Consider the following 21,338-nt stretch of genomic DNA (forward strand, 5'->3'; position numbering starts at 1 on the left):
TATTCGCTCAATAACGTTAATTATTTCTCGACTTGTTATATAGCCGTCAGAGAGGTATTGTCCTATCATCATTTTTTGTTTATGAGTTAGACTATAATTTTAAAACTCACCAGTGAATAAATCTTGTTGGCAAAATTTACCGTTATATTCATCAGCAATTACCTGCAGGAGAGAATAATATTGAGGGTCAATATATTTTTCGGATTTTTCAATAGATGAGATATTATCAGCTCTAGTAGACGAAGAAAATTCTTTAGAATTTTTTGAGCTCTTTCTAGAACTAGTATATTCACTTAAATAAGTCTCATTGTCTTCAGTATCATTAGGGGCTGATTTTGACACTAGCCTCGTGTTATTTTGACATCCTCCTGGTATAAATTTGACACCACTCTAGATTCTACATGGGAATCTTCAACTTTTTTGTTATTTTGGGTAAGGAAGTTATCCTTCAATTGACCTAGATATATACGATTTTCCAAGTTCCCAGTCTTGGTCGTTGATTGTTGAACGTCATAAATTAAACCAAATTGTGTTAATTCTTTTTTCATTCTTAACAGAGTAGACTTAGAACAATTTAAAATATCCATCAGTTTAGAATTGGAATAGACTAAAAACACATATCCATCTTCATCAATCCAATTATTTTTAAAAGACAAACTTAATCTATCTTTTAATACTGCATAGAAGACTTTGGCATCTAATCTCATTTCTTTGTAAAGATCACTCTCAAAAAGTATTTTAGGCAATGCATAGAATCTTTCTGAAGTTTGATATTCATCGACACTTATTAAATTAATATTTTCCATACTATTTTGCCTCACCTACTTTTAACATCATCCCACCTGATTCGGGAAATTTAATTAAATTGAATTGCTAAAGCTCTTTGAGAGACTCTTCGACTTTGGAAGGTGACCAACCAGTATCTTTCATCAAAGAAACAATAACCATGTTTCTTGACTGTCTTTGTTTAGAACGTGTGTTTTTTATAGCTTGATGTCATAAAATATTTTCCTTTCGGGTAGTAAAAAGTAAACAAAAAGAGAACGATTTCTCGTTCTCTTAAATTTATTGAGTATTTTTCTTATTTCTCAAAACTCTAGACACTTACCGCGCAGTATGTGTCTGAAATTTTGAGAGGAGTCGAAACTGGAGCTATACTATACTATAAAAGTGGACAGAAAATTGTGTGTTATAATCTGTCTATTAAGACACAAAATGAAAGGATTTTTATGTCAGGTTTTAAACGTTACGACGAGGATTTCAAACAATCGTTCGTTAATCTCTATCAAACTGGTAAAATACAGACTGAATTTTTTTTGAATATTCTTCTTTAAATTTTTTACTGAACAACATTTTTAATATTCTCATATCCTTATCCTCTCCTCGTAATTTCTATATTAGAATCTTACACTTAAATTGTGGGAGCATTATGAAGATATAAAATATTATTTATTATTCTACTTTAATTTGTCCCATCATACCTGCTTCTTCATGTTCAAGAATGTGACAGTGGTACATATAAGTACCCTTCTTATTAAACTTAACTATAAGTCTTACTTTTTCGTTAGGCTCAATATATACAGTATCTTTCCATCCGCTCTCCTCTGGAGAAGGCGCATTACCGTTTCTTGATAGAATTTGAACCTGTGTGCCATGAATATGGAATGGGTGCCCCATTTCATGCATCATAGATCCTGGGTTTGTAATTTCCCAAATCTCTGTATCTCCAAGCTTCACTGTTTCATCAATTCTATTCATATCAAACTTTTTACCGTTTATTGATACCATGTGACCCATACCTTGAAGCTCAAAGCTTCTTATCTTAGTAGCTTGTGCTTCTGACATTCTTTCTATATTCGTTAAAGTGCTAGGTACTTCAGTATCATCTTTCCCATCGCCTTTAACATTAAAGGTCATAATGGCTTCCTTATTACTCATAAGTGATAGCTGCGTTCCCTTTTCATACTTTGAAAAGTCCACTATTATCTCTGCTCTTTCCCCAGGTGATAACATAATATTTCTCTTGCTAACCGGTTTTTCTAAAAATCCACCATCAGATGCTATTTGATAGAATCCATCTCTATTATCTAACTTCAAATTAAAGTTACTTGCATTAGCACCATTAACTATTCTAAATCTCATCTTGACTCTATTAACCTCTAAATTAGGTTTAATAGCTCCGTTAACTATGATAGTATCCCCTGTTGCTCCATCCATCATATTTGTATTATAAATAAAACTGCCGTCCTTGCCAAAGCTTCTATCTTGAATTACTAAAGGTATATCATTTACTCCATATTCCTTAGGAATATTTAAGCTTTTTGATACTTCATCATCCACATAGAATAGTCCTGCTAAACCTTTATAAACTTGGGTAGCAGTATTTCCTCCAAAGTGCGGATGATACCACAATGTTGCAGCCTGTTGATTTACTGTAAAACTAGGCCCCCAAGTTGTTCCTGGTTCAATTCCTTGATGAGGGCCCCCATCCTTTTCTCCTTCTACCTCTAGTCCATGCCAGTGAACTGTAGTTGCTTCTTTGAGCTTGTTATTTACGTGCATATTTACTTGCTCACCTTTACTTACTCTGATGACAGGGCCTAAGAAGCTTCCGTTGTAACCCATAGTTCGTGTCTTGGTATTTGGTAAAAATGAAGTTTCTCCTTCTTGAGGTTCTAAAGTAAAATCCGCAATATTAGGATCTGGATTTTTATCCTCTAATAGTGGTGGTATAGGAAGCGTACTTTTTGTTTTACTTGTTTGAATATCTATATTAACTGCACTCTGGTTTATTTTAAAATAACTAATCATTGGTTCTAAAAATGTAATATATCCAACTGCAGTTAATACGACTGTAAGTCCAATACCTAATAACATATGTTTATTCTTACTCATTTTTATTCCTCCTTATGTTAATGATGATGTAAATGACATTTGCATTGTCCTTCTGGACAATTGCAAGCCACTTCTTCTACTGCGAAAGATTTTTTTATCTCTAATATTTTCTCTAGTCGATCTATATCATCGAAGCTTAAAACATGATCTTCAATGATACTTCCTATTACATTTCCAACTTTCTTATTGCAAATACGGTTAAAAATATCTTCTGCATAATCCCTTGCGGCTTCTGTCTCTTCAATATTGGCAGTGTAAATAAACTTTCTACCTTCATGCTCTGTATTTAGTACGCCTTTTCCAACTAATCGACCTAAGATCGTTTTGATAGTGGATGGTGTCCAGTCCATTTTTCTTGCAATACGGAAATGACTTTTTTACTAGTTACGCGATCATTTGCCCAAACTACACGCATAACTTCCCATTCTGCATCTGTGATATAAGTATTAAATTCTATTGTGCTCACTCTCCTTTCCTCTTCGTTATCTACAGATGTAAACGAATATGTTCAAAAAAAGTCTACTATTGTAAACGAGATATGTCAAGCCTTTTTAATAAATGTAAGCAACGATTATTGCGTTTGTTTTCCAATTTATTCCCAGTACGATTTGTAAGGTTATCATTGATTTACATTTATCGCTTTTTTAATTCCTTATTTTTAATAATATGTTCCAAATGTGATAAATACGATGATACCTTTTCTGCATTTATTGTTTGGCTAAATATATAGTCATAAATTTAAAATTTGTCTTTATATAAAGGTTATAGGAGAAATCTTCACACAATAACTATAAAGCTTGAAATATCAATGTAAGAAAAGGTGATAGAATCAAGTTTATTTGATAAGATAAAAGTGAATAGAAGGCTTTGTCTTAAATTTACATCCCCATCAATGACAGGAATATCAGATAGGATAATACTTCTGCCAAAAGCAAAGATTGAATTTATTGAAAAAAAAGACCTGGAAGAGAACCAAGACCAATTCAAAAAAAGGATAAGGCCATTTAAAAAATTAAATCTTAATGTTTATGTTCTTGATTTTAAAGAAAATATTGATGAAATAATAAAGCGAATCGAAGATGACAACTTAGAATACACTCTACGTAAATATCAAAACTATCCTACTGAATTTATAAAAGAAAATAGAAAATCGTCACTTTTACTAGATATGGGTTTAGACAAGATGGTTATAGGCCTAATGGCTATAAAAGATTTATTCTTTGATGCTTTTGCAATTTCTAAAGTTTTAATCATAGTACTATTAAGAGTTGCCTGATATACTTGGAAAGAAGAGATATAAGGGTGGTCCCACCCTTATATCTTAAAATATTCAGTATTAATAGGTAGTGAAGAAGAAAGAATAAAAGGAGTAGATATATTCCCAAGAACTAGGCTTTCCTAAAAATTTAAATTTTATCAATACTGACCACTCAAGCCATGTTGAGGCGGTAAGTTTGCTAGTCAAGGAGTAAAACGACGAAGATTAGCATTTACTTCCGCCCATGCGATAGCTGTCCGTGATTGACAAGTGCTAGCACGCAGACAGAACGGAGATAGCGAACCGCTGAGTGTGTCGCTCTGCTCGTAAAAGCTTAGAAACCTTTGAACGAAAGGGATAATGAAAGCCTTGATTGCAAGGCTTTTTGCTTTATGGTGGGTAAGTATCAGAGTGAGAAAATTTTTGGAATGAGTAGAAGTGATAGCTAGAAATTATCAGTTTCTATTTCCATTTACCCTGTGGGTACGTGTTTGTTTCCATTGACAAGGAGTTTGTGGGAATAGAAATGTACCCACCTTGTTTGAATCAAGTGAAGTGTAGTTGAAGGAAATCTGTTGAAAGCAATACTTCATTTTACCGAATAAGTAATAATTTAGGCAACTTCAAATCGATTAAAAAAACTATTTTAAAGGTTAAGAGTAGACAAAAATTGTCCACTCTTTTTTGCAAACTCAATTTATCAATAAATGAAATGAGGGAATGTAAAATGAAATATTTTGAGGTTGAGTTAGAAAATCCTGATGAATTTTTAAAACTACAAACAGAAGATTTTGTGAAAGCTAATCGCTTGCTACTAAGGAAGATAATCCAGAGCGTTACAGTCTATGAAGAAAACTTCGTCATATCCTTTAAATCTGGCATCGAATTGGAAGTATGAGTCTCATTCCATAACTTTTATATTGAACATATCATCTTGTTGTGTTATACTATAAATTAATATAAACAAAGATGTAGGAGGAACCGAAACTATGACAGCCTCAATGCGTTTAAGATAAGCTGGCAATAAAAAAAGCAGAATCTATACCCGATGATAGGCTTTTTTGTTGTGCTTATTTATACGATATTGAGCATTCATTAGTTACGGTGAGGATATTGGTTATTTAACTATACCTTTATTTAACTATGTCTTTAATATGAATGTTTCCAAATTGTATGTATGCAGACCAAAAGCCACATTGTGGGGTTTGGCCTGCATTTTTTATTGCCTAGAATGCTATTCAAAATAGAAATTCAAGCAAAATAATATGCAGGAGATAATATAAATGGAAAAATACAACAATTGGAAACGAAAATTTTATGCAATATGGGCAGGGCAAGCAGTATCATTAATCACTAGTGCCATCCTGCAAATGGCGATTATTTTTTACCTTACAGAAAAAACAGGATCTGCGATGGTCTTGTCTATGGCTTCATTAGTAGGTTTTTTACCCTATGCGATTTTGGGACCTGCCATTGGTGTGCTAGTGGATCGTCATGATAGGAAGAAGATAATGATTGGTGCCGATTTAATTATCGCAGCAGCTGGTGCAGTGCTTGCTATTGTTGCATTCTGTATGGAGCTACCTGTCTGGATGATTATGATAGTATTGTTTATCCGTAGCATTGGAACAGCTTTTCATACCCCAGCACTCAATGCGGTTACACCACTTTTAGTACCAGAAGAACAGCTAACGAAATGCGCAGGCTATAGTCAGTCTTTGCAGTCTATAAGCTATATTGTTAGTCCGGCAGTTGCAGCACTCTTATACTCCGTTTGGGATTTAAATGCTATTATTGCCATCGACGTATTGGGTGCTGTGATTGCATCTATTACGGTAGCAATTGTACGTATACCTAAGCTGGGTAATCAAGTGCAAAGTTTAGAACCAAATTTCATAAGGGAGATGAAAGAAGGAGTTGTGGTTCTGAGACAAAACAAAGGATTGTTTGCCTTATTACTCTTAGGAACACTATATACTTTTGTTTATATGCCAATCAATGCACTATTTCCTTTAATAAGCATGGAACACTTTAATGGAACGCCTGTGCATATTTCTATTACGGAAATTTCCTTTGCATTTGGGATGCTAGCAGGAGGCTTATTATTAGGAAGATTAGGGGGCTTCGAAAAGCATGTATTACTAATAACAAGTTCATTTTTTATAATGGGGACCAGTTTAGCCGTTTCGGGAATACTTCCTCCAAATGGATTTGTAATATTCGTAGTTTGCTGTGCAATAATGGGGCTTTCGGTGCCATTTTATAGCGGTGTGCAAACAGCTCTTTTTCAGGAGAAAATTAAGCCTGAATATTTAGGACGTGTATTTTCTTTGATCGGAAGTATCATGTCACTTGCTATGCCAATTGGGTTAATTCTTTCTGGATTCTTTGCTGATAAAATCGGTGTAAATCATTGGTTTTTACTATCAGGTATTTTAATTATTGGCATTGCTATAGTTTGCCAAATGATAACTGAGGTTAGAAAATTAGATTTAAAATAAACAATATTGGAGGAATATTTATGTATCTTATTTTCATGTAACTCTTCCTGCTAAAATCGCAGGGTTTTCCCTGCATACAAGCAAATGAAAGCATGCGATTATAGACAGGAGGAAATGTTATGGAATTAATATTAAAAGCAAAAGACATTCGTGTGGAATTCAAAGGACGCGATGTTTTAGATATAAATGAATTAGAAGTATATGATTATGACCGTATTGGTTTAGTAGGAGCAAATGGTGCTGGAAAAAGCACTTTACTCAGGGTACTTTTAGGAGAATTAACTCCCCCAGGATGTAAAATGAATCGTCTGGGTGAACTTGCCTATATTCCCCAGTTGGACGAAGTAACTCTGCAGGAGGAAAAAGATTTTGCACTTGTAGGCAAGCTAGGTGTTGAGCAATTAAATATACAGACTATGAGCGGTGGTGAAGAAACAAGGCTTAAAATAGCACAGGCCTTATCGGCACAGGTTCATGGTATTTTAGCGGATGAACCTACGAGCCATTTAGACCGTGAAGGAATTGATTTTCTAATAGGACAGCTAAAATATTTTACAGGTGCACTGTTAGTTATTAGCCATGACCGCTATTTTCTTGATGAAATAGTAGATAAAATATGGGAACTGAAAGATGGCAAAATCACTGAGTATTGGGGAAACTATTCTGATTATCTTCGTCAGAAAGAGGAAGAACGTAAGAGCCAAGCTGCAGAATACGAACAATTTATTGCGGAACGTGCCCGATTGGAAAGGGCTGCGGAGGAAAAGCGAAAACAGGCTCGTAAAATAGAACAGAAGGCAAAAGGTTCTTCAAAGAAAAAAAGTACTGAAGACGGAGGGCGTTTAGCTCATCAAAAATCAATAGGAAGTAAGGAAAAAAGATGTATAATGCTGCTAAAACCCTAGAGCACAGGATTGCGGCCTTAGGAAAAGTAGAAGCTCCGGAAGGCATTCGCAGAATTCGTTTCAGGCAAAGTAAAGCATTGGAGCTCCATAATCCATACCCTATAGTCGGTGCAGAAATTAATAAAGTATTTGGGGATAAGGCTCTGTTTGAAAATGCATCTTTTCAAATTCCGTTAGGAGCAAAAGTGGCGTTAACTGGTGGTAATGGAATCGGAAAAACAACTTTAATCCAAATGATCTTAAACCATGAAGAAGGAATTTCTATTTCGCCTAAGGCAAAAATAGGTTACTTTGCACAGAATGGTTACAAGTACAACAGTAATCAGAATGTTATGGAGTTTATGCAGAAGGATTGTGACTACAATATATCAGAAATTCGTTCAGTGCTAGCATCTATGGGGTTCAAACAGAACGATATTGGAAAAAGTTTATCTGTTTTAAGCGGTGGAGAAATTATAAAATTGTTGCTTGCTAAAATGCTCATGGGTAGATATAACATCCTAATAATGGATGAACCCAGTAACTTCCTTGACATACCAAGTTTAGAGGCTTTGGAAATACTAATGAAGGAGTACACCGGAACTATCGTGTTTATCACCCACGATAAACGATTACTCGAAAATGTAGCAGATGTAGTTTATGAAATTAGAGATAAGAAAATAAATCTGAAACATTAAATTTAAGGTAGTCGCTGGTCAGTATAGTCTGTTCTGGTTGGCGACTCCATTGTTAAAGAGTATAAAGACTTTAGATTTTATGAATATTAAAAATAGGAACAGTCAATTGAACTGCTCCTATTTTTCTGCTAAATATATTGTAGTTTTCTTATATGTATAATGATAGATTAGCGGATTCTCATCTACGGTACTTACTTCAAATATGAAGAAGTGATCGCGGTTATCTCTGGACTTTTCCTTATTGAGGACAAAGTAATTCTTACGTGAAGTCGCCATTGTTTTTAGGATATCATCAGTTAGGAAGGTCAATGGAATATTCATGTTAGAGTAGCGGTAGAAGTCACGTTCAAAATCTTGGTAGCTCTCGCTATAATAGTCCATTTGTAGGTGATTACGCTGAAACTCAAGCTGATTCATAGAGCACCTCCTCGACAAGTTCAATACTAATAATGTCTTTTAATTTCAAATTGATGTGACCTGTTGTAGTTTTTATCAAAATGAAATCTTTGGTCAGACTTGGTATTGTTCCAGTGTAGGAAACACGCTTGTTTTTTTCAATCACTTGAATGCGTGTGCGTAGCTGCCCGGCGTATACTTGACTGAGGAGTAATAATTTCTTCTCTAGTGATAAGTCAGACATGTACGTTACTTTGTTTGTATCATCAGAGAGTGCTGATGCATGTTCAGATAGGAAAAAGCCCATCCATTTTTGCATCTTTGTATCCTGGTACTCTCTTGCTGATTGAAATGGTAAATATGAACGGTCAATCATATCAAATCCTTTCTATGCAGAGGCAAGGGTATTTTTATCAAATTGAATCGTAAAACCTTGAATTCCCCCACCTGTGTAACATTCTTTAAAGCGATTGATTACCTCAGTATAGATTATCACAGATGAGCTTGTTGGCTTAATGCTAAATGTAAATTCCAATGGTAATCGGTTTTCAGATTTAGCATGTACTAGTCGTATCGATATTTCAGTTGTTTTGAGTTTTCTCTGACGAAGTTTTGAAGTTGCTGTTTCAACGATTCCATGTAAAAATCTTTCAAGCATTTCAATATCATTACATCCTTTGCTACGGATTTCTGAAAATTGTACTGTATTTTTTTCTTGTTTCATTTTAATCCCTCCAATCCACCCGCGGAATGACCACCGATAAGTTTACTGCGTTCAATATTTCTGGAACCTTCAGTTAGGACGGTTCCTTTTTGTATGGCTAAAAAACCAAACTGTTCTCTGACAACATCAATAGCTGTCTGAAGTCTATTATCTTTTTCAATTTGTTCTACATCATCAAAGAGTGATAGTAGAGTATAGCTTTCATCTACGAAGCCACTATAAGATACACCAATTTGTCTCACTGCACCAGAGGTGTATTTTTTCGGAATAATACAAGTACATGACTCACCATTGTTTTGGGGAGATTTGCGGGTTCAATTTTATTCTGAGCATTTATAGATTTTTTCATCTCAGTCCTAGAATAGCCAATATGAATAGAAACGACAGTAGTCAATACTAGGGCTACTGTTCCGTTCCACAGTATCATTTAAAAATCATTTTCACACCCTTTCGTCTATTAGTATAGAAGAAAGCTCTCAGCACATGTGGAGAAGGTAGCATTATTGCCCAAAATTGATGTCGATAAGCATATAAATGTTGAAATTTAGCTTGATGAGCTTAATTTAACAAGTGATAAAAGCAAAGTAAGCTATGAACAAATCATGGAATAAATATTAGAAAAATTTGTAGTAAAAAGTTCTCTAAATCATTCTTGATAATTAGGGAACTTTTTCGTATGATTCAAACAGGAAAGTTCCCTAAAAAGAAAGAGGTGACAGCAATGGGGGCAAATTATTCAGAAATTCAAGAATTATTACAGCAAAGAGCAGATATACAGGCGAGAATGAATCTAATGCCATATGATGGAAATCCGGAAATTAAGGTATCGAATGATGCAAGATACTTGTACATGCGTAAACGAGTGGCAGGAAAACTAACATCTACCTATGTGGATCTGTATTCAGATGAACTGTATCAGTTGCTTTTGCGTAATGCTAAAGAACGAAAAGATTTAAATAAAGCTCTTCGTAAAATCAATAAAGATTTAGCGGTGCTTGGTTATGAAGATAAAGAACTTTCGACCAGAGTGTTACAGAACTTGGATTTTGCCAGAGCCAATATGAAAGCCAATATCTATGATCAGGCAGTCTTAGAAGGTGTTGCAACCACATTTCCACAGACAGAGGACATTATAGAGAACGGAAAGGTTAGTGGAGTATCGGCTACTGACGTGCAAAAAATTCTTAACCTGAAACATGCCTGGGAATTTATTCTGGATAGAGATGTTATTCAAAGTGAAAGTAATTATCACATGCTCTGCCATATTGCAAAGCTGGTTAATGAAGGTTTCTTCTATGACGGAGGCCGTATTCGTGGTATTCCCGTACAGATTGGTGGAACAAGTTATGTGCCACCGTTGCCTGTTGAATCTGCCGTTATCGGGCAAATAGAAGAAATTAGAAGCCGGGACAAAGATCCAATAGAGACAGCGATTGAATTATGTATGTATTGTATGAAAACGCAGGTGTTCAAAGATGGAAATAAGCGAGCATCAGTTATTTTTGCAAATCATTATTTGATTGCACAAGGTATGGGGTTATTAGTTATACCGGAAAAGAATGTACCGGAGTTTAAAAAATTATTAGTTCGGTATTATGAAGGTGAGCCACTAGAGTTTATTGGAACATTCCTAAAAGAGCATTGTTGGAAGCGCTTTTAAGGGTTTAACAGCTTTTTTTAAAAATGATCTGTCTTTGTTTTTTAATAGTATGAAGACGGCCAGTGAGATAAGTGCCATAAAATCCCGTTTGAATATAGCTTATCAGATAATTCGCGAAGAGTAATTTTGAAACATGATAGAATAGATACGGATAGCGACGGAATATTTCCGATAGGAATTAAAAATTGGGAGATTGTTCATGCAAAGAACCCAATGCTACCAAAAGATAAATACCATAGGACAAACAAGAACTTATCAAAAACAAGACAGTTATATCCAGCAATATATTCAGCGACAAAGGATATGGATGAAAGTTCCACAGTGTTCAATTGAAGAGTAAGAAGCTATTTTAGATGCGTTAAAGTGTTTTAAGATGATCAAAGACGGTTTTTAGTGTATATGGGAGGGTAGATATGGATTCTAAAGAGATAAAGCAGCTAATTCAAAATGGAGAGAAGATAGATGCTGAGTTTAAAGAATCTAAAAATGCTTTAACCAAAGATGTCTTTGATACGGTATGTTCTTTCAACAATAGAAATGGCGGACATATTTTACTTGGTGTAAATGATAAAAGAGAGATTGTTGGTGTTAGTGAAGACAAAGTTGATAAAGTGATTAAGGAATTTACTACGGCAATCAATAATCCGCAAAAGATGTATCCACCACTATATTTGCTTCCTGAAGTCTTTGATATAGACGAGAAAAAAGTAATTTATATCAGAGTGCCGGAAGGCTATCAGGTGTGCAGACATAACGGAAGAATTTGGGACAGGTCTTATGAGGGAGACATCAATATCACAGATCATTCTGAACTTGTTTATAAGCTATATGCACGAAAACAAGGAAGCTATTTTGTAAATAAAGTATATCCTAATCTTGATATTGATTTTCTTGATGCTTCTGTCATTGATAAGGCTAAGAAAATGGCTGTTTCCCGAAATAAAAATCATGTTTGGGAAAATATGAGTAATGAAGAACTTCTTAGAAGCGCCAATTTGATTCTGACCGATCCGGAAACAAGGCGTGAGGGAATTACATTAGCAGCTATTTTGTTATTTGGAAAAGACAACTCTATTATGTCCGTTCTTCCACAGCACAAAACTGATGCGATATTTAGGGTTGAAAATAAGGATAGATATGATGATAGAGATGTTGTCATAACAAATCTGATTGATAGTTATGACAGGCTTATTGAGTTTGGGCAAAAGCATTTGAATGATCTATTTGTATTGGATGGAATTGTGAATGTCAATGCAAGAGATAGGATACTTAGAGAAATAGTATCAAATACACTGGCTCATAGAGATTATTCAAGTGGGTATCCTGCAAAGATGATTATTGATGATGAGAAAATTACTGTTGAAAACAGCAACTTGGCTCATGGTATGGGAGCATTAGACTTGCAGAAATTTGAGCCATTTCCTAAAAACCCTGCTATATCAAAGGTATTTAGAGAAATAGGTCTTGCTGATGAATTAGGCTCAGGAATGAGAAGTACCTACAAGTACACACAGCTTTATTCAGGACAAAACCCGCTATTTGAGGAGGGGGATATATTCAGAACGATTATTCCTCTAAAGAAGATAGCGACACAAAAGGTGGGTGGAGGGAATGTCCCTCACGATGTCCCTCACAGTGTCCCTCACGATGTCCCTCAGGGCAGAGATGAACTGATTGAATTTATAAAAGCACAAGTAAGATTAAATAATAAAATTACAAGACAGGCTATTGCAGAAGGTGCAGGGGTAAGTGTAAAGACGATACAAAGAACTTTGAAGGAAATAGATAATCTGAAGTATGTAGGAAGTGGTAATAGCGGACACTGGGAACTGAATGAATAGAAGTCTTGTATAATAAATGCGGACTATGTAATGCATGGCTCATATAATTGGACACTAACAGCTAATAATAATGAAGAAATAACATATAGATCAATGATGGGTGAATATATTGTTTATTATCGCGGAAAAATTGTAGGTGGAATTTATGATGATAGATTTTTAGTGAAGCCTGTTAAATCTGCAATAGCATATATGCCAAATGCAAAGTACGAGTTACCGTATGATGGAGCAAAGGAAATGCTGTTGGTAGATGATGTTGACAACAAAGATTTTTTAACAGGCTTATTCGATGCAATGTATGATGAACTACATGCACCCAAACCAAAGAAAATGAAAAATACTAATATATAGAAATTTCTATTCTTGTAGGTATCTTGTTGGCAAGTAGGACAGTTGATTTCGTTGTTACGGGCTGTTCTTCCGGACATGTTCAGTTTGAAGAATTCGTAAATATACTAGATATATCATTGCTTGAATCAATCAAGAGGAAACAGGATGTAATTCAAAATGTAAAGGTGTATGGGAAGAAAGAAATAGCTGATTTAATGAAATGAGAAAATCACAGTTTGCTGAGCTGGCGTAGGTCTCATGCAAGGCACCAAAGATTTTAATAAAAGTAGTAAATACGCATTTATTTTAAAAGAACACCTTGAGGTCCTTAATAGAGAATACTATATATTCCCTGTGTAAAAGTCTATCCGTTAGAGATACATATGCTGGTAAAGAAATAGGTTCAATGATATTAGATGATAGAAGCAAATATAGATATCCCAAAGGATGTTTTGGAAATAGGATAATTGAAGCGACTGTAGATGGGAGATTGTATAACGATGAGAAGAAGGAAGTTAATTTAGCATCACCTATTAACAGTAAAAAATACACATTTATATTATCGTTTTCAGATGAAGATAATTATAAAAAGATTCGCTCTGAAATATATAATAATAGAGATAAGATTATAGTTATTGCTGGGAAATGGGAATCATCAGGTGAATATAATAAATTTATAAGCGTCATACCCATTATAAACTAATGGGTATGCTATATAATATCTATAGCGTGATGGTGAAAAATATCTTAAAAGCATAAGGCTAAGAAGGTTAATTTTACAGTCATCGCTATTATTTTTTAGTACCATATATTTTCTATAGGCAATTTGACAAATATTGAATTTTAATTTATTATTAAATACAAATTCAGTATTAAAATAAAAAGAGGTGTGCTATGGCACAAGTATTAAAAGAAGAAGTTAGAAATAGAATACTCGAAGCAGCAGAAAAAGTATTTTATGAAAAGGACTATAGAGGTGCCAAATTAACAGAAATTGCAAAAGAAGCAGATATTCCTGTGGCACTCATTTATACCTATTTCAAGAATAAAGAAGTTTTGTTTGATGCAGTAGTAAGTTCAGTTTATATAAACTTCGAGTCAGCCTTTGACGAGGAAGAGTCTTTGGAAAAAGGTTCTGCTTCTGAAAGGTTTGATGAAGTTGGAGAAAACTATATTCATGAACTTTTAAAAGAGCGTAAGAAGTTAATTATTTTGATGGATAAAAGCTCAGGAACGAAACATACAGAAGCAAAACACAAACTCATATCACAAATGCAGGTTCATATTGAAGTAAGTTTAAAAAGACAATCAAAAGAGGAATATGATCCAATGCTTGCTCATATTTTAGCCAGTAACTTTACAGAGGGGCTTCTTGAAATAGCAAGGCACTATCAAAGTGAAAAGTGGGCAAAAGATATGCTAAAACTTATTGCGAGGTGTTATTACAAGGGAGTGGAATCCCTATAATCAGCACTAAAGAATAGACTTTGCGTAATCAGCAAAGTCTTACTTTAAACCTTAATATTGAATTAAAATTCAATATTATTCAATTTTGAAAGGAGAGTTGTTCATGCCGGAAAAAGAATTAAGGAAAAAAGTGATTGGAAAAAATGGTTTATCCAATTCACTTCTTGCTTTAAAAATAGTATGTGATTTGATACCACAAATCTTACTTGTATATTTGATTAGTTCTTTAATTACAAACAATATTAGCGAAGATAATTTGAAATATATTCTCTTAGGAATCTTTATATCATTTGCATTAAAAGGTGTGTTTTATTATTTTGCAACAAAGGTTGCCCATGAAAAAGCATACGAAAAATTGACAGAACTTAGGATAGATATTATCGGTCATCTGAAAAAACTAAGTTTGGGATTTTTCAAAGAACATAATACAGGAGAGCTTACCAACATTGTTCAGCATGATGTAGAGCAAGTGGAAGTATACCTTGCTCATGGTCTTCCTGAAATAATGGCAGTTACGCTTCTGCCTACCATTATTTTCATAGCTATGATTTTTGTAGACTGGCGTCTTGCTCTTGGAATGATTGCCGGAGTTCCACTCATGTATTTGGTAAAAGTTCTTTCACAGAAAACAATGGATAAGAACTTTGCTATTTACTTTAACCATGAAAACAAGATGAGAGAAGAGCTAATGGAATATGTAAAAAATATTTCTGTGATTAAGGCTTTTGCTAAAGAAGAGGAGATTAGTGAAAGAACATTAAAAACGGCAAGAGAATATATTTACTGGGTTAAAAAGAGCATGGGAGCAATCACAATTCCAATGGGACTCATTGACATATTTATGGAAATTGGAGTGGTAATTGTCATGATTTTGGGAAGTATCTTTCTTTATCAGGGGAACATTACAACGTCTAATTTTATCCTTGCCATTATTTTATCCTCTGCTTTTACTGCATCTATAAGCAAGACAGCCACTCTACAACATTTTTCTATTGTATTTAAGGAGGCTTTAAAGTCAATTGGAAAAGTTTTAACCGTTTCGCTTCCAAAGAAAAAGACAGAACAAGGTTTAGAATTTGGAAACATAGAATTTAAAGATGTGAATTTTGCATACGGAAAAGACGGCTTTGAGCTAAAAAATATCAATTTGACTTTTAAGAAAAATAGCTTGAATGCCTTTGTAGGGGCAAGCGGTTGTGGGAAAAGTACCGTGTCTAATTTGCTTATGGGATTTTGGGATGCAGATGAAGGACAAATACTGATAAATGGAAAAGATATAAAAGAATACAGTCAAGAAAACATCTCAATGCTGATTGGTAGTGTCGAGCAAGATGTTATCCTTTTTGATTTAAGCATTTTTGAAAATATAGCAATTGGAAAATTAAATGCAACAAAAGAAGAAGTCATAGAGGCGGCTAAAAAAGCAAGATGCCATGACTTTATTTCAGCATTGCCAAATGGATATGAAACACGAGTAGGTGAAATGGGAGTTAAGTTATCCGGTGGAGAAAAACAAAGAATCTCTATAGCAAGAATGATACTTAAAAATGCACCGATTTTGATATTAGATGAAGCAATGGCAGCGGTTGATAGTGAAAATGAAAGATTAATCGGCGAAGCAATTGACGATTTAAGCAAGGATAAAACCATCATTACAATTGCTCATCACCTAAATACAATTAGAGATTCAGACCAAATTATTGTTATGGATAAGGGTGTTGTTCTTGATGCAGGAAGCCATGAAGAGCTGATGAAAAGATGTGAGTTCTATAAGGATATGGTTGAAGCACAGAACAAAGTAGACAGATGGAATTTGAAAAACGGAGGTGGTAGCAGAAAATGTTTAGAGAAATGTTAAAACTACTTACAAAAACCGGGAAGAGAGATTTGATTATATCAAGTGTATTCTTTGCCCTTTATGGACTAAGCTCCATAGCCATGATTGTTATCGTATTTTCTATACTGTTCCAAATCTTTGATGGAACGAGCTTAGCAAGCTTATATAAATATTTTATTGCGATTGGATTACTTGTAGTCTTCAAAGGTATTTGTAATATGGTCGCAGATATGAAAAAGCATAGTGCAGGTTTTGATATTGTTCAGCAAATCAGAGAACGCATGATTATCAAATTAAAAAAATTCAGCTTAGGATTTTATACCAACGAAAGACTGGGCGAGATCAATACGATTTTACACAAAGATGTTGATAATATGTCCCTTGTTGTAGGACACATGTGGTCAAGAATGTTTGGTGATTTTTTGATAGCTGCGGTTGTATTTATTGGCCTTGCAAGTATTGATTTTCAACTTGCCATTATGATGGCTGTATCTGTTCCGATTGCACTTATCTTTCTATATCTAACAATTAAGCAATCTGAAAAAATAGAAAATCAAAACAACTCAGCACTTCTTGATATGGTTAGCTTATTTGTTGAATATGTTAGAGGAATACCTGTACTAAAGAGTTTTTCAAACAATAAGAGCTTGGATAATGAGCTTATGAATAAAACAAAGAAGTTTGGAGAAACAAGTAAATCAGCTTCAAGATTTAAGGCAAAACAGTTATCTATATTTGGTTTTTTGCTGGATATTGGATATTTGGTTCTTTTAATTGCAGGAACAATATTTGTTGTAAAGGGAAATCTTGATGCCCTTCATTTTATTATCTTTGCAGTAATTTCAAAAGAGTTTTATAAGCCGTTCGCTTCTATGGAACAACACTATATGTACTATGTTTCGGCGGTAGATAGTTACGAAAGACTCTCAAGAATTTTATATGCAGATGTAATCTCGGATAAAGTGAATGGAATTGTTCCGAAAGATAATGATATAGCTTTTGAAAACATAGATTTTTCCTATGAAAAAGATGAATTTAAAATGGAAAATTTGAGTTTTTCTATTGCTGAAAAACGAGTGACAGCCTTAGTTGGAGAATCCGGTAGTGGAAAGACTACGATAACCAACTTGCTTTTAAGATTTTATGATGTGCATAAAGGAAAAATTACACTCGGAGGAACTGATATAAGGGATATTCCTTATGATGAGCTTTTAGATCGTATCAGCATTGTCATGCAGAATGTTCAACTGTTTGATAACACGATTGAAGAAAACATCAGAGTAGGTAAAAAAGGAGCTACAAAAGAGGAAATCATTAAAGCTGCAAAGAAAGCAAGGATACATGATTTCATTATGAGTTTACCAAAAGCTTATGAAACGGATATTGGAGAAAATGGTGGGCTTCTTTCAGGCGGACAAAGACAAAGAATATCTATTGCAAGAGCGTTTCTGAAAGATGCACCGATTTTAATTCTTGATGAAATGACAAGTAACGTTGATCCTGTAAATGAATCTTTGATACAAGATGCCATTACAGAACTTGCAAAGAATAGAACTGTACTTGTGGTGGCTCATCATTTAAAAACCGTTCAAAAAGCTGACCAAATTCTTGTATTTCAAAAAGGAAATTTACTTGAAAAAGGAAAGCATGGGGAACTTCTTGAGAAAGATGGCTACTACACAAAATTATGGAAAGCGCAGTATGAGGTGTAACCATGATTTTGTTAAAAGATGTTTCTTATGAATGGGAAGATGGACGGACTGCATTAAAAAATATCAATCTTGAAATTAAAAAAGGTGAATTTGTTTTAATTTCAGGGAAAAGTGGAAGTGGTAAAAGCACTCTTGGAAGTGTAATGAATGGTCTTATTCCACATTATTACAAAGGTAAAATGCAAGGAAAAGCCTTTGCGTCCGGAAAAGATATAAGCAAATTATCGCTTCATGAAATAGGGTATATTGTAGGAACTGTATTTCAAGATCCAAGAAGTCAGTTTTTTACGACAACGACAGATGAAGAAATAGCTTTTGGTCTTCAAACTATCTGTAAATCAAGAGATGAAATCAAACAGAGAGTAGAAGAAGTATATGCAGAGCTGGATATTCCGGAACTGAAAGGAAAATCTGTTTTTGAATTATCAAGCGGGCAGAAACAAAAGATAGCTATTGCAAGCATCTATGCGATGAATCCGAAAGTTTTAATTTTAGATGAACCTTCAGCAAATTTGGATATGAAAGCAACATTTGACCTATTTTTAATTTTGGAAAAATTAAAGAAAAAGGAACAACAGTTGTTCTAATTGAACATCGTTTGTACTATGTAAAATCTTTATTTGACCGTTTTCTTTTGGTGAAAGAGGGAGAAATTGCACAGGATTTGAGCCGGGAAGAAGTTATCCATCTTGAAGGGGCGTTTTGGGATGAAAATGGACTAAGAACTCTTGAATTAGAAGAATACAGGATAAGTGAGAAGAAAGATTTATATCAATTAAATGATGAAAGTATCAGTGGGAAAGGCTTGAAATTTTGTTACCCAAGTACAACTAAGCTTGGAAATAAGCAAAACCAATACATCTTAAATCATCTTAATTTCAATATGGAGTGTGGAAAAGCCATTGGTCTTATCGGTTTAAACGGTACCGGGAAAACTACTTTTGCAAGGGTAATTTCAGGACTTGAGAAGATAAAAGAGGGGAAAATATGGGCGGAAAAAGATAAGGAGTTGAATCGTAAAGATTTAATGGATATGTCCTATTTTGTATTTCAGGATTCAGACTATCAGTTGTTTTCGGAAAGTGTACTTGATGAAATGCTACTTGGTATTTCAAGTAAGGATAAAAAGAAAATACGCAAAAGGCAAAGTCTATTTTGAGTGTACTTGGCTTAGACAAATACATTGATAAGCATCCCTTTGCTTTATCAAGAGGAGAAAAACAAAGATTGACAATAGCTTGTGGAATGATGAAACAGGCAAAGATTTTCATCTATGATGAACCAACATCAGGTTGTGATAAAGACTCAATGCTTTCCGTCGCAAAACTGATTGAAGAACAATTGAAAAATGGGACAACAGTTTTGGTAATAAGTCATGATTTTGAGTTTTTAGCAAACACAGTGAGTAGGCTCTGGGTAATGGGAGATGGAAAAATAGAAAATGTTTTAAATATGAGTGAAAGTAATAAATTTCTCATATTAGATAAGATGAGAGGAGGTAGGGAGCTTGATAGATAGAAAAACAGTCGATTCGAGAATAAAACTTACTCTACTTCCAATTGCTTCCTTTACGAGCTTTTTTATAAGCGATACGATTCTGCTTTTCGGACTGATTGTCTTCGCCTTTTTTCTGTATACATACAGCGGTATGTGGAAAAGAGCATTACGCTTTATCTTGTTTTTTGTGCTGTTATATTGCATAGAGTCAGGGCTTGGAAAGTTTTGCAAAGCAAGCATCGTATTTGCAATATATATGTTTATTTACTTTGCATCAAGAATGACCTTAATTGCTATGTTTGGTGGATATATAACAAAGACTACAAGCGTAAGTGAAATGCTTGAAGCATTAAATAGAATGAAAATACCCAGAAGCATTGGTATACCTTTTAGTGTTTTGCTTAGGTTTGTACCAACTATAAAAATAGAACGCAAGGCATTAAAAGAAAATATGAAGATTCGCGGAATCGTAAGAAGCAGATTATTTCCGTTGCTACATCCAATTAAATATATGGAATATACGCTTGTTCCGCTTTTAATGAGAATGATTAAGATTTCAGATGAACTGTCAGCTTCAGCACTCATTAGAGGACTTGATAGTGATGAGAAAAGGGTAACATTAACAGAATTGCGGTTTAGAACAACGGATTTATTGATTGGACTATTAGGAGCTTTGATGATTACTCTTGTGATAGTAATACAGAAAATTTATTAGGAGACCAACTATGAAAAACAAATTAAATGGTCGTGATTTTATTACAATCGGAATTTTTAATGCAATTGGAATTGTCATATACATGGCAGCCAGCTTTGCTATGGCAACAACAGTTATAGGAGGATTTATTGCTTCAGGAGTTAGCTTTATGATAGCTGCTACCGTTTATATTCTTATGGCTGTAAAAGTTAAAAAGAAGGGTGTATTTACAATATCAGGAACGCTTCTTGGTTTAATTGCGTTGTCAGGAGGACATTTACCTCATGCAGTCTTTGCTGTAATCGGTGGAATGATATGTGATTTGATTATAGGAAATTATGAGAGCAAGGGACGAATGATTATTGGATATGGGACATTTGCATTAGCAGATTTTTTAGGAACAGTAATTCCTGTAATTTTATTCGGGACAGCTTCTTTTGTGGAAAGAGCATCAAAATGGAAAATGAGCGAAGTACAAATAAATGAAGCATTATCTTATTTCAAAGTTTCGTGGGCAGTAGGATTTGGCTTGACAACTTTTGTTCTTGCGTGCATAGGAGCATTTGTTGCAACAAGGATACTTAAAAAACATTTTGAAAAAGCAGGAGTGATTTAATCATTCTTTATTTGTGAGGGGAAAAATGGATTAAATAGCGGAGACGATAGCGTTGCTACAAAAACAGAATTCGTAAAAATCCTTGATTTTAAGCACTTTTACGAGCATTTCACCTTCGGAGAGACGGACTGGTCGATGCGCGGAAAAACGCCTCAAAAAGTATGTCCGAGTGGTCATAGCTATAGAACTCGTAACAGTAGGCACAAAAATCGAAGACTCATAGACAACCGAACATTGAATCGATCATGGACGTTTATTTACTGCATTTCCGCAGTGAGTAAACGTCCTTTTTTCGCTTTCAGGAAAAACAGAGGCAGGAGGAACGCGG

General features: G+C 34.3%; 20 protein-coding genes and 3 pseudogenes. 15 read left to right on the top strand and 8 right to left on the bottom strand.

What is annotated here, in order from left to right:
* Positions 1 to 99: 99 nt before the first annotated feature.
* From HMPREF9124_RS12030 to HMPREF9124_RS01160, 4 genes and pseudogenes are all read right to left on the bottom strand, one after another.
* Positions 100 to 342 carry a hypothetical protein gene (locus tag HMPREF9124_RS12030; protein WP_005606290.1) on the bottom strand — a complete coding sequence of 81 codons (243 nt, stop codon included), beginning with the start codon at positions 340 to 342 and terminating at the stop codon, positions 100 to 102.
* Positions 342 to 806, bottom strand: coding sequence for a replication initiator protein A (locus HMPREF9124_RS11365; protein ID WP_207635482.1), 465 nt, complete (start codon positions 804 to 806; stop codon positions 342 to 344). The genes HMPREF9124_RS12030 and HMPREF9124_RS11365 overlap by 1 nt, the downstream gene beginning before the upstream one ends.
* A 646-nt stretch (positions 807 to 1,452) precedes the next feature.
* Complete coding sequence (locus HMPREF9124_RS01155) at positions 1,453 to 2,895, bottom strand: multicopper oxidase family protein (protein ID WP_005606293.1); 1,443 nt, start codon at positions 2,893 to 2,895, stop codon at positions 1,453 to 1,455.
* A 17-nt stretch (positions 2,896 to 2,912) separates the two neighbouring features.
* Positions 2,913 to 3,361 (bottom strand): annotated as a pseudogene (locus HMPREF9124_RS01160) (CopY/TcrY family copper transport repressor).
* 354 nt (positions 3,362 to 3,715) lie between these two features.
* On the opposite strand from HMPREF9124_RS01160, the gene HMPREF9124_RS12035 reads away from it, so the two are divergent.
* From HMPREF9124_RS12035 to msr(D), 4 genes and pseudogenes are all read left to right on the top strand, one after another.
* Positions 3,716 to 4,171, top strand: coding sequence for a hypothetical protein (locus HMPREF9124_RS12035; RefSeq protein ID WP_207635483.1), 456 nt, complete (start codon positions 3,716 to 3,718; stop codon positions 4,169 to 4,171).
* Positions 4,172 to 4,880: 709 nt separating this feature from the next.
* Positions 4,881 to 5,051, top strand: a complete 171-nt coding sequence (locus HMPREF9124_RS01170) for a hypothetical protein (RefSeq protein WP_000873143.1) — start codon at positions 4,881 to 4,883, stop codon at positions 5,049 to 5,051.
* 385 nt (positions 5,052 to 5,436) lie between these two features.
* The gene (mef(A), locus tag HMPREF9124_RS01175; RefSeq protein WP_000417519.1) at positions 5,437 to 6,654 is read left to right on the top strand and encodes a macrolide efflux MFS transporter Mef(A); all 1,218 of its coding nucleotides are present in this window, start codon (positions 5,437 to 5,439) and stop codon (positions 6,652 to 6,654) included.
* Between the two features lie 119 nt (positions 6,655 to 6,773).
* Positions 6,774 to 8,236 (top strand): annotated as a pseudogene (gene msr(D), locus HMPREF9124_RS11775) (ABC-F type ribosomal protection protein Msr(D)).
* A gap of 117 nt (positions 8,237 to 8,353) precedes the next feature.
* On the opposite strand, the gene HMPREF9124_RS01185 reads toward msr(D), so the two are convergent.
* The 4 genes from HMPREF9124_RS01185 to HMPREF9124_RS01200 are packed head-to-tail and all read right to left on the bottom strand — an operon-like array spanning position 8,354 to position 9,598.
* Positions 8,354 to 8,653, bottom strand: a complete 300-nt coding sequence (locus HMPREF9124_RS01185) for a DUF5960 family protein (RefSeq protein WP_001072467.1) — start codon at positions 8,651 to 8,653, stop codon at positions 8,354 to 8,356.
* Positions 8,640 to 9,008 (bottom strand): hypothetical protein, encoded by a 369-nt coding sequence (locus HMPREF9124_RS01190; RefSeq protein WP_000567222.1) that lies wholly within the window; start codon positions 9,006 to 9,008, stop codon positions 8,640 to 8,642. The genes HMPREF9124_RS01185 and HMPREF9124_RS01190 overlap by 14 nt, the downstream gene beginning before the upstream one ends.
* Positions 9,009 to 9,020: 12 nt before the next feature.
* The gene (locus tag HMPREF9124_RS01195) at positions 9,021 to 9,356 is read right to left on the bottom strand and encodes a DinB/UmuC family translesion DNA polymerase (RefSeq protein ID WP_000806926.1); all 336 of its coding nucleotides are present in this window, start codon (positions 9,354 to 9,356) and stop codon (positions 9,021 to 9,023) included.
* Positions 9,353 to 9,598: a hypothetical protein gene (locus HMPREF9124_RS01200; RefSeq protein ID WP_001813542.1), complete on the bottom strand. Its 246-nt coding sequence runs from the start codon at positions 9,596 to 9,598 to the stop codon at positions 9,353 to 9,355. Before HMPREF9124_RS01200 ends, HMPREF9124_RS01195 begins: the two co-directional genes overlap by 4 nt.
* A 434-nt stretch (positions 9,599 to 10,032) precedes the next feature.
* Here HMPREF9124_RS01200 and HMPREF9124_RS01205 point away from each other — a divergent pair, with 434 nt between their 5' ends.
* From HMPREF9124_RS01205 to HMPREF9124_RS01255, 11 genes and pseudogenes are all read left to right on the top strand, one after another.
* Positions 10,033 to 11,016 (top strand): Fic family protein, encoded by a 984-nt coding sequence (locus HMPREF9124_RS01205; protein ID WP_009429602.1) that lies wholly within the window; start codon positions 10,033 to 10,035, stop codon positions 11,014 to 11,016.
* Positions 11,017 to 11,142: 126 nt separating this feature from the next.
* Complete coding sequence (locus HMPREF9124_RS11920) at positions 11,143 to 11,349, top strand: hypothetical protein (RefSeq protein WP_050791193.1); 207 nt, start codon at positions 11,143 to 11,145, stop codon at positions 11,347 to 11,349.
* An 80-nt stretch (positions 11,350 to 11,429) separates the two neighbouring features.
* Positions 11,430 to 12,857 (top strand): AlbA family DNA-binding domain-containing protein, encoded by a 1,428-nt coding sequence (locus tag HMPREF9124_RS01215; RefSeq protein ID WP_009429385.1) that lies wholly within the window; start codon positions 11,430 to 11,432, stop codon positions 12,855 to 12,857.
* A gap of 30 nt (positions 12,858 to 12,887) precedes the next feature.
* Positions 12,888 to 13,208 carry a TfoX/Sxy family protein gene (locus tag HMPREF9124_RS01220; protein WP_036597539.1) on the top strand — a complete coding sequence of 107 codons (321 nt, stop codon included), beginning with the start codon at positions 12,888 to 12,890 and terminating at the stop codon, positions 13,206 to 13,208.
* 385 nt (positions 13,209 to 13,593) lie between these two features.
* Complete coding sequence (locus tag HMPREF9124_RS01225; RefSeq protein ID WP_207635484.1) at positions 13,594 to 13,890, top strand: hypothetical protein; 297 nt, start codon at positions 13,594 to 13,596, stop codon at positions 13,888 to 13,890.
* A 191-nt stretch (positions 13,891 to 14,081) separates the two neighbouring features.
* Positions 14,082 to 14,654 carry a TetR/AcrR family transcriptional regulator gene (locus HMPREF9124_RS01230; RefSeq protein ID WP_009428883.1) on the top strand — a complete coding sequence of 191 codons (573 nt, stop codon included), beginning with the start codon at positions 14,082 to 14,084 and terminating at the stop codon, positions 14,652 to 14,654.
* A gap of 103 nt (positions 14,655 to 14,757) precedes the next feature.
* Positions 14,758 to 16,512 carry an ABC transporter ATP-binding protein gene (locus HMPREF9124_RS01235; RefSeq protein ID WP_009429452.1) on the top strand — a complete coding sequence of 585 codons (1,755 nt, stop codon included), beginning with the start codon at positions 14,758 to 14,760 and terminating at the stop codon, positions 16,510 to 16,512.
* Positions 16,494 to 18,203, top strand: coding sequence for an ABC transporter ATP-binding protein (locus tag HMPREF9124_RS01240; RefSeq protein WP_009429829.1), 1,710 nt, complete (start codon positions 16,494 to 16,496; stop codon positions 18,201 to 18,203). The genes HMPREF9124_RS01235 and HMPREF9124_RS01240 overlap by 19 nt, the downstream gene beginning before the upstream one ends.
* A gap of 2 nt (positions 18,204 to 18,205) precedes the next feature.
* Positions 18,206 to 19,721 (top strand): annotated as a pseudogene (locus tag HMPREF9124_RS01245) (ABC transporter ATP-binding protein).
* Positions 19,711 to 20,415: an energy-coupling factor transporter transmembrane component T gene (locus tag HMPREF9124_RS01250; RefSeq protein ID WP_009428128.1), complete on the top strand. Its 705-nt coding sequence runs from the start codon at positions 19,711 to 19,713 to the stop codon at positions 20,413 to 20,415. Before HMPREF9124_RS01245 ends, HMPREF9124_RS01250 begins: the two are co-directional and overlap by 11 nt.
* Positions 20,416 to 20,425: 10 nt before the next feature.
* On the top strand, positions 20,426 to 21,010 hold the full coding sequence (locus HMPREF9124_RS01255; protein ID WP_009428330.1) for an MptD family putative ECF transporter S component: 585 nt from the start codon (positions 20,426 to 20,428) through the stop codon (positions 21,008 to 21,010).
* Positions 21,011 to 21,338: the final 328 nt, after the last annotated feature.

The sequence above is a fragment of the Oribacterium sp. oral taxon 108 str. F0425 genome (assembly GCF_000214455.1).
Taxonomy (GTDB): Bacteria; Bacillota; Clostridia; order Lachnospirales; family Lachnospiraceae; genus Oribacterium; species Oribacterium asaccharolyticum.